The following is a 16,989-nucleotide window of genomic DNA, read 5'->3' on the forward strand; positions in this document are numbered from 1 at the left end:
AACAAACCCAAATACACAAAACTACCAAAACCCTGTGACTACCATAGATTGTTTTTCCCCGCTTGCACGGGGAATTTTCTACTTATGGTTTAAAGTCCAGTGGCGCATTTTTGAATGTTTCATAAATAGCCTGTGACGGCGGTTTAGGGAACTTCGTCATCCGGTTTGTCGCCGCCAGCATTTGCTGACAGAACGCCGGATCGCCGCCTTCAGATTTCACACTCAACAATGTTCCATCCTGAGCCAGGTTCACACGCAAAGTACAGGTTTTGCCCTTATAGGTATCCCAGTCATAGAGATGGCCTCTAATGGCATTCTGAACCAGTTGACTATAGTTGTTAATCTCAGCCTGAGATGCTCCACCCTGCCCCTGCTTACTTCCTTTAGCAGGAGAAGAGCCCCCAGCGCTACCGCTGGTGTTACCTTTCGGCGCATTCTTACCTGAACTCAGATCGCCGAGCAGATCGTCAACCCCGCTTGCTTCTTTAGCAGCAGCAGCTTTCTTGGCCGCGGCGGCCTTCGCGGCTGCGGCTTTGGCCGCTTTATCAGCCGCCGCTTTTTCTGCGGCGGCTGCTTTGGCGGCAGCGGCTTTTTCGGCAGCTGCGGCTTTTTCAGCAGCGGCCTTCTCGGCTGCAGCTTTTTCCGCGGCAGCTTTCTGGGCAGCGGCTTTTTCAGCGGCGGCCTTTTCTGCCGCAGCCTGTTTCGCCGCTTCCTGCTGAGCTTTCTTCTCGGCCTGCTGCTGCGCTTTCTTCTCTGCATCCTGCTGAGCTTTTTTCGCCGCTTCCGCTTCGGCTTTCTTCTGCGCATCCGCGGCGGCTTTCGCCGCTTCGGCTTCCGCCTGCTTCTTGGCGTCGGCAGCCGCTTTAGCAGCCGCCTTAGCGGCAGCCGCTTCCGCGACTTTCGCCTGAGCATCGGCCTTCGCTTTGGCATCGGCGGCGGCTTTGGCGGCAGCTTCCTGCGCCTCTTTCGCCTGGGCATCCGCTTTCGCTTTTGCCGCGGCGGCAGCCTTAGCTGCAGCCTCTTCAGCCTGTTTCTGCTGTTCTTTCGCTTCTTTCGCCGCTTCCTGCGCCTGCAGACGTTCTTGTTCCATTTGCTTCAGGCGTTCCTGCTCGGCGGCCTGTTTTTCCCGCAGCTCTTCAGCCTGCTGCTGAGCCTGCTTTTCTCGCTGCTCGGCCGCGCGACGCGCGCTGGACTGCTGCTGTTGCTGGCGGTTGTAGTTGTTGACTACCGCGCCAGGATCGACCATCACCGCATCAATGGACGAACCTCCGCCGCCGCCGGCAGAAGCATCCAGATGCTCATCGAACGAACTCCAGATCAGTAGCGCAATCAGAATGATGTGCAGCACCACTGAAACTATGATCGCTCGTTTAAGCTTATCGTTTTGTTCGGTTGCCTTTGACACTATCGGTTCCCAAAAACTGTTCGCCTGTTGCCGCTTAAAAGCAGCGGCGGAATGCTATCGATATCCACCGCCGCTCGCTTCGCGGGCCGATTAAATAGGCTTGGTCATTAAGCCAACCGATTTAACCCCTGCGCTATGCAACAGGTTAAGCGCTTTAATAATTTCATCGTAAGGCACATCTTTCGCGCCGCCGATAAGGAACACCGTCTTCTCATTCGCTTCGAGTCGGCGCTTCGCTTCAGCAATGACCTGCTCCGGCGGCAGTTGGGACAACGTTTCCTGACCGACTTTCACGCTGTACTGCCCTACTCCGGAGACTTCAACGATAACCGGTGGTTCATCGTTGCTTTTCACCGCTTGCGACTCCGTGGCGTCCGGCAGATCGACTTCCACGCTCTGCGTAATGATCGGCGCTGTCGCCATGAAGATCAGCAACAGCACCAACAGGACATCCAGCAGCGGAACGATGTTAATCTCGGACTTCAGTTCGCGACGTCCGCGTCCACGTGCTCTGGCCATGGCTTACCCCTTATTGCTTTCGCTGCTGGTAAACGCCTGACGGTGCAGAATGGCGGTGAACTCTTCCATAAAGTTGTCGTAGTTCAGTTCAAGTTTGTTCACGCGCTGGTTCAAACGGTTGTAGGCCATAACCGCCGGGATGGCGGCGAAAAGACCGATTGCCGTGGCGATCAGCGCTTCCGCGATCCCCGGCGCAACCATCTGCAGCGTCGCCTGCTTCACCGCGCCGAGGGCGATAAAGGCGTGCATGATCCCCCAGACGGTACCGAACAGGCCAATATACGGACTGATGGAACCCACGGTGCCAAGGAACGGAATATGCGTTTCCAGCGTTTCCAGTTCGCGGTTCATCGAGATACGCATCGCGCGCGATGCCCCTTCGACAATCGCTTCCGGCGCATGGCTGTTGGCGCGATGCAGACGCGCGAACTCTTTAAAGCCGCTGTAAAAAATCTGCTCGGAACCGGCGAGGCTATCGCGACGGCCCTGGCTCTCCTGGTACAGGCGAGACAGTTCAATGCCGGACCAGAACTTATCTTCAAACGCTTCGGCTTCGCGGCTGGCGGAATTGAGGATACGCGTTCTCTGAATAATAATAGCCCAGGAAGCGATAGAAAAACCAATCAAAATCAACATGATAAGTTTAACCAGAAGGCTCGCCTTCAGGAACAAATCAAGGATATTCATGTCAGTCACTGCTTAAACTCCGCGACAATAGACTTGGGAAGCGCACGAGGCTTCATTAAGAGTGGATCAACGCACACAATGAGAACTTCAGCTTCGTTCAAAACTGTATTCTCGGCGTTGACGATTCGCTGCGTGAAAACCAAAGAGGTGCCTCGCATCGAGGTAATTTCCGTCTGGATTTCGAGCATGTCGTCGAGTCTGGCGGGCGCAAAATACTCCAGCGTCATTTTGCGAACGACAAAGGCAACTCGTTCAGCCAACAGAACCTGCTGACTGAAGTGATGGTGGCGCAGCATCTCTGTGCGTGCTCTTTCATAAAAAGCGACGTAACTGGCGTGGTAAACCACACCACCGGCATCGGTATCTTCGTAGTAGACCCGGACCGGCCATCGAAACAGCGTTGTATTCACTTTACATCCCGGTAATGCAAAAAAAGAGTAGTGCTTTCAAACTTCGCTACTATACGCGCGGGAATCGTGGTTTGGAATGGGAGAAAGTAAACGGCGAGTAAATTTTTATGGGCTTATGCAAGCCCATGCGGTTAACAGACTTCTCTTATACTCTTATCTTTCAAAAGAAGAAAAAGATCAGGCCTGCAAAGAGAACGATATCAGCGATAAGCGGACAAAAAATCCCCTGCCAGTGCACGGCCTTCGGACGAAAGCCCACCCCGTGAATGACGCCGGCGCACACCGCCCACATCAGCAAGAAACCATGCCAGATTTCAAGCCCACTGGTCTTCGCCGCAAAGCGCGACGGATCCCAGAAGATGCAGCCTGCCAGCAGCAGCGCCATTAATAAGGAAAGCGCCCTTAACGGGCGCTTGTCCATCATCGCGTAAAGGGTCGCGATAATTTTCATCAATGCTCTTCTTTACCTGCTTTGGTTGCTTCCACGTGCTCAAGCGCCAGCGCGGTAATCACCCCAAAGGCACAGGCAAGCAGCGTTCCCAAAATCCATGCGAAGTACCACATATATAGCTCCTTACCTTAGTACAGCGAGTGGGTGTTCTTTTCGATGTCTTCGCGGGTAATGCGGCCAAACATCTTCCAGTAACACCAGGTGGTGTAGCCGAGGATAATCGGCACAAACACGATAGCCACGTAGGTCATCACATTCAGCGTCAGCTGGCTGGAGGTTGCATCCCACATCGTCAGGCTCGCATTCAGCATCGTGCTGGACGGCATGATGAACGGGAACATCGCGATACCCGCGGTCAGGATGATGCAGGCCAGCGTCAGCGAGGAGAACAGGAACGCCATGGCGCCTTTATCTGCTTTTGTTGACGCGACGGTCAGCAGCGGCAGCACCACGCCCAGGGCAGGAATGGCCCACAGCGCTGGCATGTTGTTAAAGTTCACCATCCACGCGCCGGCTTCACGCGCCACTTCTTTGGTCAGCGGGTTAGACGGGCCGGTATGATCCAGCACCGATTTCACCACGTAGCCGTCGATGCCGTAGTAGACCCAAACGCCCGCCAGCGCGAAGCAGACCAACGTCACCAGCGCCGCCACCGTGGAGACGGTGCGGGTGCGCAGGTGCAGTTCGCCTACGGTACGCATCTGCAGGTAGGTCGCGCCCTGCGTCAGGATCATCGCCACACTGACGATACCGGCCAGCAGACCAAACGGGTTCAGTAGCTGGAAGAAGTTGCCGGTGTAGTACAGACGCAGATACTCATCGATATGGAACGGTACACCCTGCAGCAGGTTGCCGAAAGCCACGCCGATTACCAGCGGCGGCACAAAGCTCCCCACGAAGATGCCCCAGTCCCACATGTTACGCCAGCGGGTATCTTCAATCTTAGAACGGTAGTCAAAGCCCACCGGACGGAAGAATAAAGATGCCAGCACCAGAATCATCGCCACATAGAAGCCGGAGAACGCGGCGGCGTACACCATCGGCCAGGCAGCAAACAGCGCGCCGCCGGCGGTGATGAGCCACACCTGGTTTCCGTCCCAGTGCGGGGCGATGGAGTTGATCATGATTCGACGCTCGGTGTCATTACGACCGAGGAAACGGGTGAGCATGCCCACCCCCATGTCGAAACCGTCGGCGACGGCGAAGCCAATCAGCAGAACGCCGATCAGTAGCCACCAGATTAAACGCAATACTTCATAATCGATCATTTGACGACTCCTGTCTTAGCGTGCCGACTGAATAGCCGCGGAGGACTGTTCAAAGTGATAGCGACCCGTTTTCAGGCTGCTCGGTCCTTTGCGGGCAAACTTGAACATGAGGAACAGTTCAGCCACCAGGAACAGCGTATACAGACCGCAGATCAGCAACATCGAGAAGATCAGATCGCCCGCGGTCAGCGACGAGTTCGCCACCGCGGTTGGCAGCACTTCACCAATCGCCCACGGCTGACGGCCATACTCGGCAACAAACCAGCCCGCTTCAACGGCAATCCACGGCAGCGGCAGGCCGAAGAACGCGGCGCGCAGCAGCCATTTTTTCTCGCCAATACGGTTGCGAATCACGGTCCAGAAAGAGGCGCCGATAATCAACAGCATCAGTACGCCGCACGCCACCATGATACGGAAGGCGAAGTACAGCGGCGCTACGCTCGGAATAGAGTCTTTGGTCGCTTTGGCGATCTGCTCTTCCGTGGCGTCAGCGACGTTCGGGGTATAGCGCTTGAGCAGCAGACCATAACCGAGGTCTTTCTTAACGTTATTGAACTGATCGCGAACCGCCTGGTCAGTCGAACCGGCGCGCAGCTGTTCCAGCAGCGCATAGGCTTTCATCCCGTTACGAATACGCTCTTCATGCTGCGCCATCAGATCTTTCAGGCCGATAACCGGCTTATCCACCGAGCGGGTAGCGATGATACCCAGCGCGTATGGGATCTGGATGGAGAAGTGGTTGGTTTGCGCTTCCTGGTCGGGAATACCAAACAGGGTAAAGGCAGCCGGCGCCGGCTGAGTTTCCCATTCCGCTTCAATCGCCGCCAGTTTGGTTTTCTGCACGTCACCCATTTCGTAACCGGACTCATCGCCGAGGACGATAACGGAGAGGATAGCGGCCATACCAAAGCTTGCAGCAATCGCGAAGGAGCGTTTAGCAAAGGCGAAATCACGGCCTTTAAGCATGTACCAGGAACTGATGGCAAGGATGAACATCGCGCCAGTCACATAGCCGGAAGCCACGGTGTGGACGAATTTAACCTGAGCAACCGGGTTCAGGACCAGCTCGGAGAAGCTGACCATCTCCATACGCATGGTTTCAAAGTTGAAATCCGATGCGATCGGGTTCTGCATCCAGCCGTTGGCCACCAGGATCCACAGCGCGGAGAGGTTAGACCCCAGAGCGACCAGCCAGGTCACCGCCATGTGCTGAACTTTGCCCAGACGATCCCAACCGAAGAAGAACAGACCTACAAAGGTAGATTCGAGGAAGAAGGCCATCAGACCTTCAATGGCCAGCGGCGCACCGAAGATATCGCCCACATAGTGAGAGTAGTAAGACCAGTTAGTCCCGAACTGGAACTCCATGGTCAAACCGGTTGCGACACCCAGAGCGAAGTTGATACCAAACAACTTGCCCCAGAACTTGGTCATATCTTTATAAATCTGTTTGCCGGAAAGGACGTAGACCGTTTCCATGATGGCCAGCAGGAACGCCATACCGAGCGTTAGCGGCACAAAAAGGAAGTGGTACATCGCGGTCAAGGCAAACTGTAAGCGCGACAGTTCGACTATATCTAACATCATGACTCCTTGCTCATCGCATGAAGACTCCGAGAACGAACCCAATAATTCAGGTTCATACGCATGCCCCAATACAAAATTATTTGCTCCCTGGTACGTTACTGCTCATCTGGCGATGAAACAGTGCCCTCGCAAAGGTTACAAATACGTTAACGAAAAAACCAAATGATTCTCTAATATATTACGCCGCAATAACCTTACAATAAATAGGATTTTATTGTTCCAGCTTTACATTTTTCGACGGTGATCAATATATAGCGAAAATGCCCGGAATAGGCCAATTTGATTTGCGACAATTTAACGTTTTTTGGTGATTTTTTCCAAGGATTAAGCATTGATATAAATCAATTTTTTCTTCTTATGTTAATTATGTGGCGCAATAAAGAATAACGGTGAAATTGATGTTAAAAATGTGTTTAAAGTCTGCCGCTAGCGGTTACTAAAAAGGGGGAAATGAGAATTATAGGTAATATAATTTTAACTTTAACCAATTTAAGGCAAGAAATGATGCGATCCTAATAATGTTAGACCGGTCACACTATTTTTCCCAATCGAAATGCAAAAAAATAACGTCTGCGTTTTCCTGTTTATTTTCACATAAAATTAACCACCTCCCCTCCCCCGGACAAGCGGCGAGTGATTATTCCCAATAATATTCATCAAATCAATAGAATAGCGTTTTTTAACGTAAGAGAGCGCCTGCGGCAGACGACAAGGCAAAAAAAAGGCCACCTGACGGTGGCCAACCATGTCGAAATCGGACATTAGTCTGCTCCTGAGAGCAGTGAGGGTTTACTTGATGATAGCTTTCAGCGCTTCGCCGATATCCGCCAGGCTGCGAACGGTTTTCACACCGGCCGCTTCCAGCGCAGCAAATTTCTCATCAGCAGTACCTTTACCGCCAGCGATGATGGCGCCTGCGTGGCCCATACGCTTGCCTTTCGGCGCGGTAACGCCCGCGATGTAGCCGACAACCGGCTTAGTCACGTGCTCTTTAATGTAAGCTGCCGCTTCTTCTTCCGCGCTGCCGCCGATTTCACCGATCATGACGATCGCTTCGGTCTGCGGGTCTTCCTGGAACATTTTCAGGATATCGATGAAGTTGGAGCCCGGGATCGGGTCGCCGCCGATACCGACGCAGGTAGACTGGCCAAAGCCATAGTCGGTGGTCTGCTTAACCGCTTCATAGGTCAGGGTACCGGAACGGGAAACGATGCCCACTTTACCCGGCTTGTGGATGTGACCCGGCATGATGCCGATTTTGCATTCGCCCGGAGTGATAACGCCCGGGCAGTTCGGGCCGATCATGCGAACGCCAGCTTCGTCCAGCTTCACTTTCACGGTCAGCATATCCAGGGTCGGGATACCTTCAGTGATAGTGATAATCAGCTTAATGCCCGCGTCGATAGCTTCCAGAATGGAGTCTTTGCAGAACGGTGCCGGAACGTAGATGACGGTCGCGGTGGCGCCGGTGGCTTCCACGGCTTCACGCACGGTGTTAAATACCGGCAGGCCCAGGTGAGTGGTGCCGCCTTTACCTGGCGTTACGCCGCCAACCATCTGAGTGCCGTAAGCGATCGCTTGTTCAGAGTGGAATGTACCCTGGCTACCGGTAAAGCCCTGGCAGATAACCTTGGTGTCTTTATTAATTAAAACTGACATTATTTCCCCTCCACTGCGGCAACAACCTGCTGTGCTGCGTCCGTCAGACTTTTCGCTGCAATAATATTCAGGCCGCTGTCAGCCAGTTTTTTCGCGCCCAGTTCGGCGTTGTTACCTTCCAGACGTACAACAACCGGTACGTTAACACCCACTTCTTCAACCGCGCCGATGATGCCGTCAGCGATCAGGTCGCAACGAACGATACCGCCGAAGATGTTAACCAGAACCGCTTTAACGTTGTCGTCAGAGAGGATGATTTTGAACGCTTCGGTTACGCGCTCTTTGGTGGCGCCGCCGCCAACGTCGAGGAAGTTAGCCGGTTCGCCGCCGTGCAGCTTAACGATGTCCATGGTGCCCATCGCCAGGCCTGCGCCGTTAACCATGCAACCGATGTTGCCGTCGAGAGCAACGTAGTTCAGTTCCCACTGCGCCGCCTGAGCTTCGCGCGGATCTTCCTGAGACTGGTCGCGCATTTCACGCAGATCCGGCTGGCGGAACAGCGCGTTGCCGTCAGCGCCCAGTTTGCCGTCGAGGCAGATCAGGTCGCCCTGCTTGGTGATAACCAGCGGGTTGATTTCGATCAGCGCCAGATCGCGCTCCAGGAAGATGGTCGCCAGACCCATGAAGATCTTGGTGAACTGCTGAACCTGTTTGCCTTCCAGACCCAGTTTGAACGCCAGTTCACGACCCTGGTAAGGCATCGGGCCCGCCAGCGGATCGATAGCGATCTTGTGGATCAGGTGCGGGGTTTCTTCCGCCACTTTTTCGATTTCCACGCCGCCTTCGGTAGACGCCATGAACACCACGCGACGGGAGCTACGGTCAACAACCGCGCCCAGATACAGCTCTTTATCAATGTCGGTCGCCGCTTCAACCAGAATCTGGTTTACCGGCTGGCCGTTAGCATCTGTTTGGTAAGTCACCAGGCGTTTGCCCAGCCAATGCTCAGCAAAAGCGCGAATCTCTTCTTTGCTCTTAACTACTTTCACACCGCCCGCTTTACCGCGGCCACCAGCGTGAACCTGACATTTCACTACCCACGGACCCGCGCCGATTTTTGAAGCGGCTTCTTCTGCTTCACGCGGAGTAGTACAGGCATAACCCACCGGCGCCGGTAAGCCATAGCGGGCAAAAAGTTGTTTTGCCTGATATTCATGTAAGTTCATGTGTTCAGTCCATCCTTCAGGTAATAATTATCTTTAAACCTGTAGGCCTGATAAGACGCGCAAGCGTCGCCATCAGGCATCTCATCAACGCCGGATGGCGGCGCGAACGCCTTATCCGGCCTACGGTAGGTAATACTCTTACTGACTACACGTCCAGCAGCAGACGAGTCGGATCTTCCAGCAGCTCTTTAATCGCTACCAGGAAGCCTACCGATTCACGTCCATCGATCAGACGGTGGTCGTAGGAGAGCGCCAGGTACATCATCGGCAGAATTTCTACCTTGCCATTCACCGCCATCGGACGGTCTTTAATGGCATGCATACCCAGGATGGCGCTCTGCGGTGGGTTGATGATCGGCGTGGACATCAGAGAACCGAATACGCCGCCGTTGGTAATGGTGAAGTTACCGCCGGTCAGGTCATCTACGGTCAGCTTGCCGTCACGGCCTTTCACTGCCAGCTCTTTAATATTCTTTTCGATATCCGCCATGCCCAGCAGGTCAACGTCACGCAGAACCGGAGTCACCAGGCCGCGCGGCGTAGAAACTGCCATGCTCACGTCGAAGTAGTTGTGATAAACCACGTCATCGCCATCGATGGAAGCGTTCACTTCCGGGTAGCGTTTCAGCGCTTCAACCACCGCTTTCACGTAGAAGGACATGAAGCCCAGACGGATACCGTGACGTTTTTCGAACGCTTCGCCGTACTGCTTACGCAGATCCATAATCGGCTTCATGTTGACTTCGTTGAACGTCGTCAGCATGGCGGTAGAGTTTTTCGCTTCCAGCAGACGCTCGGCAACGCGTTTGCGCAGACGGGTCATCGGTACGCGTTTTTCAGAGCGGTGGCCCAGTTGCGCAACCGGCGCCGCAGCAGCGGCTGGCGCTTTCGCTTCAGCTTTCGCCGGCGCGCTCGCCAGATGCTTCTCAACGTCTTCGCGGGTCAGACGGCCGCCAACGCCGGTGCCTTTAATCGCCGCCGCGTCGAGGCTGTGTTCAGCCAGCAGACGACGGATAGCCGGGCTAAGCGCGTCGTTGCTTTGCTCTTCCAGAGACGCTTGCTGACGCTGAGCCGGGGTGGACTCTTTAGTATCAGCTTTCGCATCAGCGGCTTTACCGGCGCTGTTGCCTTCACGCAGGCGGCCCAGAATCTGACGAGACAGCACGGTGGCGCCTTCGTCTTCCAGTACTGCATCCAGAATGCCGTCCGCTGATGCCGGTACTTCCAGTACCACTTTGTCAGTTTCGATTTCGACCAGAACTTCGTCGCGGACTACCGCGTCGCCCGGTTTTTTGTGCCAGGTGGCGACGGTTGCGTCAGCTACGGACTCAGGAAGGTCGGGAACCAGAATATCTACGCTACTCATTGTGTATCCTTTAATTAATCGACGTTCAGCGCGTCATTGACCAGATCTTGTTGCTGTTTCTGGTGAACGGACATATACCCTACCGCCGGAGAGGCGGAGGCCGGGCGGCCTGCATAACGCAGAGAGGCCCCAAATGGAACTACTTCACGAAGGTGGTGCTGGCTGCAGTACCATGCGCCCTGGTTGAGCGGCTCTTCCTGGCACCAGACAAAATCGTGGACGTGCGAATAAGCTTTCAGCGCTTCCTGCACCGCCTGATGCGGGAACGGATAGAGCTGTTCGATACGCACGATGGCGACATCTTTTTGCTCGTTTTTACGGCGCTGTTCCAGCAGGTCGTAGTAAACCTTACCAGAGCACAGTACGACGCGTTTCACGGCTTGCGGATCGAGCTCGTCGATTTCGCCGATAGCCGGCATAAAGGTGCCGTTCGCCAGTTCATCCATGCTGGAAACCGCCAGCGGGTGGCGCAGCAGAGATTTCGGCGACATCACCACCAGCGGACGGCGCATACCGCGCAGCGCCTGACGACGCAGCATGTGGTAAACCTGTGCCGGAGTGGACGGTACGCAAACCTGCATGTTCTGCTCAGCGCACAGCTGCAGATAGCGTTCCAGACGCGCGGAGGAGTGCTCCGGGCCCTGGCCTTCATAGCCGTGCGGCAGCAGCATCACCAGGCCACACATCCGGCCCCATTTCTGCTCGCCGGAGCTGATGAACTGGTCAATAACGACCTGCGCGCCGTTGGCGAAGTCGCCGAACTGCGCTTCCCAGATGGTCAGGGTGCGTGGTTCCGCGGTGGCGTAACCGTATTCGAACGCCAGCACCGCTTCTTCAGACAGCACGGAGTCCCAGACGCGGAACTGGCCCTGGCCGTTGTGTACGTTCTGCAGCGGCGTATAGGTAGAGCCGTTGCTCTGGTTATGGATAACCGCATGACGGTGGAAGAAGGTACCGCGACCGGAGTCTTCGCCGGACAGACGTACCGGAATCCCTTCGTCAACCAGGGTGGCGTACGCCAGGTTTTCCGCCGCGCCCCAGTCGAACGGCTTCTCACCGGCGGCCATCAGCTGGCGGTCGCCGTAGATTTTCGCTACGCGAGACTGCATCTCAACGGTTTCCGGCACCGTACTGATGCGTTTGGCCAGCTCTTGCAGGCGTTTTGGCTCAACTTTATCCGGGTAGCTCTCATCCCACTCATGGTTGAGGTACGGAGACCAGGTAAAGGAGTGCATGTTCATCGGACGCCACTCTTCTACCACGCAATCGCCGGCATCCAGCGCATCGCGGTAGAGGTTAACCTGTTCGGTAGCGTCTTCCAGCGTCGCGACTTTGTCCTGCTCCAGCTTGTCAGCATAGATTTTGCGCGGAGTCGGATGCTTTTTGATTTTCTGGTACATCAGCGGCTGGGTTGCGCTCGGCTCGTCGGCTTCGTTGTGGCCGTGACGGCGGTAGCACACCAGGTCGATGAAGACATCGCGTTTGAAGGTATTACGGAAATCCAGCGCCAGACGGGTAACAAAAGCGACCGCTTCCGGGTCATCCGCGTTAACGTGGAAAATCGGTGCCTGAACCATCTTACCGATATCGGTGCAGTACGGCGTAGAACGCGCATCCAGCGGGTTGGACGTGGTGAAGCCAACCTGGTTGTTGATAACGATGCGCACGGTACCGCCCACTTCGTAACCACGCGCTTTGGACATGTTCAGGGTTTCCTGAACTACGCCCTGGCCGGCTACCGCGGCGTCGCCGTGGATGGTGATTGGCAGAACTTTGTTGCTGCTCGGCTCGTCCAGACGATCCAGACGGGCGCGTACGGAGCCGATAACCACCGGGCTGACGATTTCCAGGTGCGACGGGTTAAACGCCAGCGCCAGGTGAACCAGACCGCCTTCGGTTTCCATATCGGAAGAGAAGCCCATGTGGTACTTCACGTCGCCGGTGCCGAGGTGTTCTTTATGTTTGCCCGCGAATTCGTCGAACAGGTCCTGCGGTTTTTTACCCAGCACGTTGACCAGTACGTTCAGACGACCACGGTGCGCCATGCCCAGCACCACTTCACGGGTGCCGCTCTTACCGGCGTGACGGATGATCTCTTTGAGCATCGGGATTAACGCATCGCCACCTTCCAGCGAGAAGCGTTTCGCGCCCGGGAATTTGGCGCCGAGGTAGCGCTCCAGGCCTTCCGCGGCGGTCAGTTCGCTCAGGAAGCGCTTTTTCTCTTCCGCGGTGAAGCTCGCTTTGCCTGCTACTGACTCAATGCGCTGCTGGATCCAGCGTTTTTCTTCAGTAGAGGTGATGTGCATGTATTCCGCGCCGATGGAGCCGCAGTAGGTTTGCTTAAGCGCCGCGATCAGGTCGCCCAGCTTCATCGTGTCTTTTCCGATGGCGAAAGAACCTACGTTATAGCTTTCCTGGAAATCGGCCTCGGTGAGATCGTGGTAAGCCGGATCGAGATCCGCCACTCTCTCTTGCTGCCACAGTCCCAGCGGATCGAGATTCGCCTGCTGGTGACCGCGGAAGCGGTATGCGTTGATGAGCTGCAGGACTTTAACCTGCTTCACATTGGTATCAGGGTCGGATATCGAAGAAGTGTAACGTGAGGCATCCTTCGCCAGTCGACGGAAATAATCACGTGTTTTCGAATGAAATTGATCCGGTTTAACTCCGGTGCCAGGTAACTGCTGGAACATCGAACGCCAGTTGGCGTCAACAGAGTCAGGATCGGTTAAGAAGTCTTCATAGAGCTGTTCTATCCAGCTCTGGTTCGAACCAGAGAGGTAAGAAGAGTCCAGCCAGGCTTTCATTGCGCCGTTCTGCATCGTGATCCCTTAAGCATTTTTATGCTTATTTCGCCGTAGAAACTACCACGCACACCGAGTGCACGTGCCGGGGTTCACTTGTTGCGGACGAGTTGTGGTTTCTATCCGCTAAGGAACCTTTAAAAACTGTCTAACTATCAGGGGCAGTTTTTAGAGGTTTCCTGCTATCTCTATTGCCTGATGGCGCTTCGCTTATCAGGCCTACGCATTACTGGTACATATTTGGCGGTTTTTAAAGATTTCCTGCTATCTGTCCCCCGGCGGCGCTAACGCTTGCCGGGGCTACTGCTTTGGTAGCCCGGATAAGCGCAAGCGCCATCCGGGACAGACCGTGTTGCTTACGCGCTGCGCTGCAACAGCATCGACTTAATATGGCCGATGGCGCGCGTTGGGTTCAATCCCTTAGGACAAACACTGACGCAGTTCATAATGCTGTGACAGCGGAATACGCTGAAAGCATCGCTCAGACCTTCCAGACGCTCGCTGGTTTCGGTATCGCGGCTGTCGATCAGGAAGCGATACGCGGCCAGAAGGCCTGCCGGGCCGATGAACTTGTCCGGGTTCCACCAGAACGACGGGCAAGAGGTCGAACAACATGCGCACAGAATACACTCGTACAGACCATCGAGTTTCTCGCGCTGCTCAGGCATCTGCAGATGCTCGCGAGCCGGAGGATTTTGCCCATTATTCAATAAGTAAGGCTTGATCTTCTCATATTGTGCGTAGAATTGCCCCATGTCTACCACCAAATCGCGGATAACCGGCAATCCAGGTAGCGGACGGATAACAATTTTCTTACCCGGCTGATTCAGCGCGGAGATCGGCGTGATGCACGCCAGACCATTTTTACCGTTCATGTTCAGACCATCGGAACCGCACACCCCTTCACGACAGGAGCGGCGGAACGACAGCGACGGATCTTTTTCTTTCAGCTGGATAAGCGCATCCAGCAGCATCATGTCGCGACCTTCTTCCGCGTCGAGGGTGTAATCCTGCATATGCGGAGCGTCGTCAACATCCGGGTTATAGCGATAAATTGAAAACTCGAGTTTCATATTCCTGTCTCCGCATTAATAAGTACGAATCTTCGGCGGGAATGCCGGACGCAGTTTCGGTTCCATGTTGACCGCTCGACGCGTCATGGATTCCGACTCTGGCAGATACAGGGAATGGCACAGCCAGTTTTCATCATCACGTTCCGGGAAGTCGAAGCGGCTATGCGCGCCGCGGCTTTCGGTACGGAAGTTAGCGGATACCGCCGTGGAATACGCGGTTTCCATCAGGTTATCCAGCTCCAGGCACTCAACGCGCTGGGTGTTGAACTCGCTGGAAGTGTCGTCCAGGCGCGCATTTTTCAGACGCTCGCGGATCTCTTTCAGCTGTTCCAGACCTTTATGCATCGCATCGCCTTCACGGAAGACCGAGAAGTTATGCTGCATACATTCCTGCAGCGCTTTGCGGATAGCGACCGGGTCTTCGCCGGAACGGGTGTTGTTCCAACGGTTGAGGCGGTCCAGGGAAGCTTCGACATCGGACTCGCTGGCAGCGCGCAGCGCGCCCTGCTCGGCGATGGATTCCTGCAGATGCAGACCCGCCGCGCGGCCGAAGACCACCAGGTCCAGCAGCGAGTTGCCGCCCAGACGGTTGGCGCCGTGTACCGATACGCAGGCGATTTCGCCAACGGCGAACAGGCCCGGGATCACCACATCTTCGCCCTTCTCGTTCACGGTCAGCGCCTGGCCAGTTACTTTGGTCGGAATACCGCCCATCATGTAGTGGCAGGTTGGGATAACCGGAATCGGTTCTTTAACCGGGTCAACGTGGGCAAAGGTACGAGACAGTTCAAGAATGCCCGGCAGACGGGATTCCAGCACTTCTTTACCCAGGTGATCCAGTTTCAGCTTAGCGTGCGGGCCCCACGGACCATCGCAGCCGCGGCCTTCGCGGATTTCGATCATGATGGAACGCGCCACCACGTCACGACCCGCCAGGTCTTTCGCGTTCGGCGCATAACGCTCCATGAAGCGCTCGCCGTGTTTGTTCAGCAGGTAACCGCCTTCGCCGCGGCAACCTTCGGTGACCAGCACCCCTGCCCCGGCGATACCGGTCGGGTGGAACTGCCACATTTCCATATCCTGCACCGGAACGCCCGCGCGCAGAGCCATACCGACGCCGTCGCCGGTGTTGATGTGGGCGTTGGTGGTGGATTGATAAATACGGCCTGCGCCGCCGGTCGCCAGCACGGTAGCGCGGGCTTTGAAGTACACCACTTCGCCGGTTTCGATGCACAATGCGGTACAACCAACCACCGCGCCGTCCTGGTTTTTCACCAGATCGAGGGCATACCATTCGGAGAAGATAGTGGTGTGGTTTTTCAGGTTCTGTTGATACAGGGTGTGCAGCAGCGCGTGACCGGTACGGTCGGCCGCCGCCGCGGTGCGTGCCGCCTGCTCGCCGCCGAAGTTTTTCGACTGGCCGCCAAACGGACGCTGATAAATACGGCCGTCATCAAGACGGGAGAACGGCAGGCCCATATGTTCCAGCTCAAGAATCGCTTCCGGGCCGGTCTTACACATATATTCGATGGCGTCCTGGTCGCCGATATAGTCCGACCCTTTTACGGTGTCGTACATGTGCCATTCCCAGTTATCTTCATGGGTATTACCGAGCGCGACGGTGATGCCACCCTGCGCGGAAACGGTATGGGAACGGGTAGGGAAAACTTTAGAGAGCAGCGCACAGGTCTGTCCGCTCTGGGAAATCTGCAGCGCCGCGCGCATACCTGCGCCGCCGGCACCAATTACAACTGCATCAAATTCTCTGACTGGCAATTTCATTACACACCCCACACCACAACAAATCCATAAAGAACGTAAGCCACCAGCGCCACAACGATAATCAGTTGCAGAACTAAGCGCACGGCCAGTGGTTTAACGTAGTCCGTCAACACCTGCCACATACCGATCCAGGCGTGAATCAGGATGGAAACGAGAGCCAGCAGGGTAAAGACTTTGGTGAACGCGGAGGAGAAGAATCCGGTCCAGATTTCCCAGGAGATCTCACCGGAGGTGGCGAAGAAGCCAACCATGTAGATGATGTAGAGGGTCAGAACGATGGCGGTAGCACGGACCAGAATAAAGTCATGTACGCCGTTGCGTCCCAGTGCTGAGGCGTTGCTTACCATACGAGGACTCCTGCGAGAAGTGAAAGCACGACAGTAATAACAAAAGAAATTTTGGCGGAGCGTGTCCCTGCTTCGAGGGTTTCTTCCAGATAGCCAAAGTCCATCAGCAGATGGCGGATACCGACAACGGCGTGGTAAGCCAGCGCGGTGAGGATGCCCCACATGATGAACTTCACGAAGAAGCTATTCATGATGGAAGCGGCCGTCAGGAAGCCCTCCGGAGAGGAAAGGCTGGTGCCCAGCAACCAAAGCAGAATACCGACCGCCACAAAAGTGATCACACCGGATACGCGATGGAGAATGGACGCTATCGCCGTGATTGGGAATCGAATCGTTTGTAGATCCAGATTGACAGGTCTTTGTTTTTTCACATTTCTTACCATGAATAACGCCCACATGCTGTTCTTATTGTTTCCTTCCTCCGGTCTGCTTGCGGGTCAGACAGCGTCCTTTCTATAACCAGAA

Annotated in this window: 17 protein-coding genes; all 17 read right to left on the reverse strand. The window is 55.2% G+C overall.

What is annotated here, in order from left to right:
* Positions 1-82 precede the first annotated feature (82 nt).
* The 17 genes from tolA to sdhC all read right to left on the reverse strand — a co-directional run bounded on the left by tolA (position 83) and on the right by sdhC (position 16,922).
* Entirely contained in the window at positions 83-1,405 is a 1,323-nt protein-coding gene (gene tolA, locus PGR23_RS09640; RefSeq protein ID WP_396279828.1) for a cell envelope integrity protein TolA, read from the reverse strand.
* A 90-nt stretch (positions 1,406-1,495) separates the two neighbouring features.
* Positions 1,496-1,924, reverse strand: a complete 429-nt coding sequence (tolR, locus tag PGR23_RS09645) for a colicin uptake protein TolR (RefSeq protein ID WP_015367661.1) — start codon at positions 1,922-1,924, stop codon at positions 1,496-1,498.
* A gap of 3 nt (positions 1,925-1,927) precedes the next feature.
* The gene (gene tolQ, locus PGR23_RS09650; protein WP_015704769.1) at positions 1,928-2,620 is read right to left on the reverse strand and encodes a Tol-Pal system protein TolQ; all 693 of its coding nucleotides are present in this window, start codon (positions 2,618-2,620) and stop codon (positions 1,928-1,930) included.
* Positions 2,617-3,021, reverse strand: coding sequence for a tol-pal system-associated acyl-CoA thioesterase (gene ybgC / locus PGR23_RS09655; RefSeq protein WP_004859689.1), 405 nt, complete (start codon positions 3,019-3,021; stop codon positions 2,617-2,619). The genes tolQ and ybgC overlap by 4 nt, the downstream gene beginning before the upstream one ends.
* A 160-nt stretch (positions 3,022-3,181) precedes the next feature.
* On the reverse strand, positions 3,182-3,472 hold the full coding sequence (ybgE, locus tag PGR23_RS09660; RefSeq protein ID WP_015367664.1) for a cyd operon protein YbgE: 291 nt from the start codon (positions 3,470-3,472) through the stop codon (positions 3,182-3,184).
* Positions 3,472-3,585 (reverse strand): cytochrome bd-I oxidase subunit CydX, encoded by a 114-nt coding sequence (gene cydX / locus PGR23_RS09665; protein WP_004100325.1) that lies wholly within the window; start codon positions 3,583-3,585, stop codon positions 3,472-3,474. The genes ybgE and cydX overlap by 1 nt, the downstream gene beginning before the upstream one ends.
* A gap of 15 nt (positions 3,586-3,600) precedes the next feature.
* The gene (gene cydB, locus PGR23_RS09670; protein WP_047049210.1) at positions 3,601-4,740 is read right to left on the reverse strand and encodes a cytochrome d ubiquinol oxidase subunit II; all 1,140 of its coding nucleotides are present in this window, start codon (positions 4,738-4,740) and stop codon (positions 3,601-3,603) included.
* Positions 4,741-4,755: 15 nt separating this feature from the next.
* On the reverse strand, positions 4,756-6,324 hold the full coding sequence (cydA, locus tag PGR23_RS09675) for a cytochrome ubiquinol oxidase subunit I (RefSeq protein ID WP_047049214.1): 1,569 nt from the start codon (positions 6,322-6,324) through the stop codon (positions 4,756-4,758).
* Positions 6,325-6,927: 603 nt separating this feature from the next.
* On the reverse strand, positions 6,928-7,089 hold the full coding sequence (locus PGR23_RS09680; RefSeq protein WP_072251433.1) for a hypothetical protein: 162 nt from the start codon (positions 7,087-7,089) through the stop codon (positions 6,928-6,930).
* Positions 7,090-7,116: 27 nt separating this feature from the next.
* On the reverse strand, positions 7,117-7,986 hold the full coding sequence (gene sucD, locus PGR23_RS09685; protein WP_015367669.1) for a succinate--CoA ligase subunit alpha: 870 nt from the start codon (positions 7,984-7,986) through the stop codon (positions 7,117-7,119).
* A complete protein-coding gene (gene sucC / locus PGR23_RS09690) occupies positions 7,986-9,152 on the reverse strand; it encodes an ADP-forming succinate--CoA ligase subunit beta (protein WP_015367670.1) in 1,167 nt (388 codons plus the stop codon). Before sucC ends, sucD begins: the two co-directional genes overlap by 1 nt.
* Before the next feature lie 145 nt (positions 9,153-9,297).
* Positions 9,298-10,518 (reverse strand): 2-oxoglutarate dehydrogenase complex dihydrolipoyllysine-residue succinyltransferase, encoded by a 1,221-nt coding sequence (gene odhB, locus PGR23_RS09695; RefSeq protein WP_020079338.1) that lies wholly within the window; start codon positions 10,516-10,518, stop codon positions 9,298-9,300.
* Between the two features lie 14 nt (positions 10,519-10,532).
* Positions 10,533-13,340 carry a 2-oxoglutarate dehydrogenase E1 component gene (gene sucA / locus PGR23_RS09700; RefSeq protein WP_047049217.1) on the reverse strand — a complete coding sequence of 936 codons (2,808 nt, stop codon included), beginning with the start codon at positions 13,338-13,340 and terminating at the stop codon, positions 10,533-10,535.
* Positions 13,341-13,678: 338 nt separating this feature from the next.
* Positions 13,679-14,395 carry a succinate dehydrogenase iron-sulfur subunit SdhB gene (gene sdhB, locus PGR23_RS09705; protein WP_020079339.1) on the reverse strand — a complete coding sequence of 239 codons (717 nt, stop codon included), beginning with the start codon at positions 14,393-14,395 and terminating at the stop codon, positions 13,679-13,681.
* A 15-nt stretch (positions 14,396-14,410) separates the two neighbouring features.
* Positions 14,411-16,177: a succinate dehydrogenase flavoprotein subunit gene (gene sdhA / locus PGR23_RS09710; protein WP_032707635.1), complete on the reverse strand. Its 1,767-nt coding sequence runs from the start codon at positions 16,175-16,177 to the stop codon at positions 14,411-14,413.
* Complete coding sequence (gene sdhD, locus PGR23_RS09715; protein ID WP_015367674.1) at positions 16,177-16,524, reverse strand: succinate dehydrogenase membrane anchor subunit; 348 nt, start codon at positions 16,522-16,524, stop codon at positions 16,177-16,179. The genes sdhA and sdhD overlap by 1 nt, the downstream gene beginning before the upstream one ends.
* A complete protein-coding gene (gene sdhC, locus PGR23_RS09720; protein ID WP_020079340.1) occupies positions 16,518-16,922 on the reverse strand; it encodes a succinate dehydrogenase cytochrome b556 subunit in 405 nt (134 codons plus the stop codon). The genes sdhD and sdhC overlap by 7 nt, the downstream gene beginning before the upstream one ends.
* Between the last annotated feature and the right edge of the window lie 67 nt (positions 16,923-16,989).

Origin of the sequence: Klebsiella sp. 141162, from assembly GCF_050600755.1 — a bacterium.
Classification (GTDB): Bacteria; Pseudomonadota; Gammaproteobacteria; order Enterobacterales; family Enterobacteriaceae; genus Klebsiella; species Klebsiella aerogenes.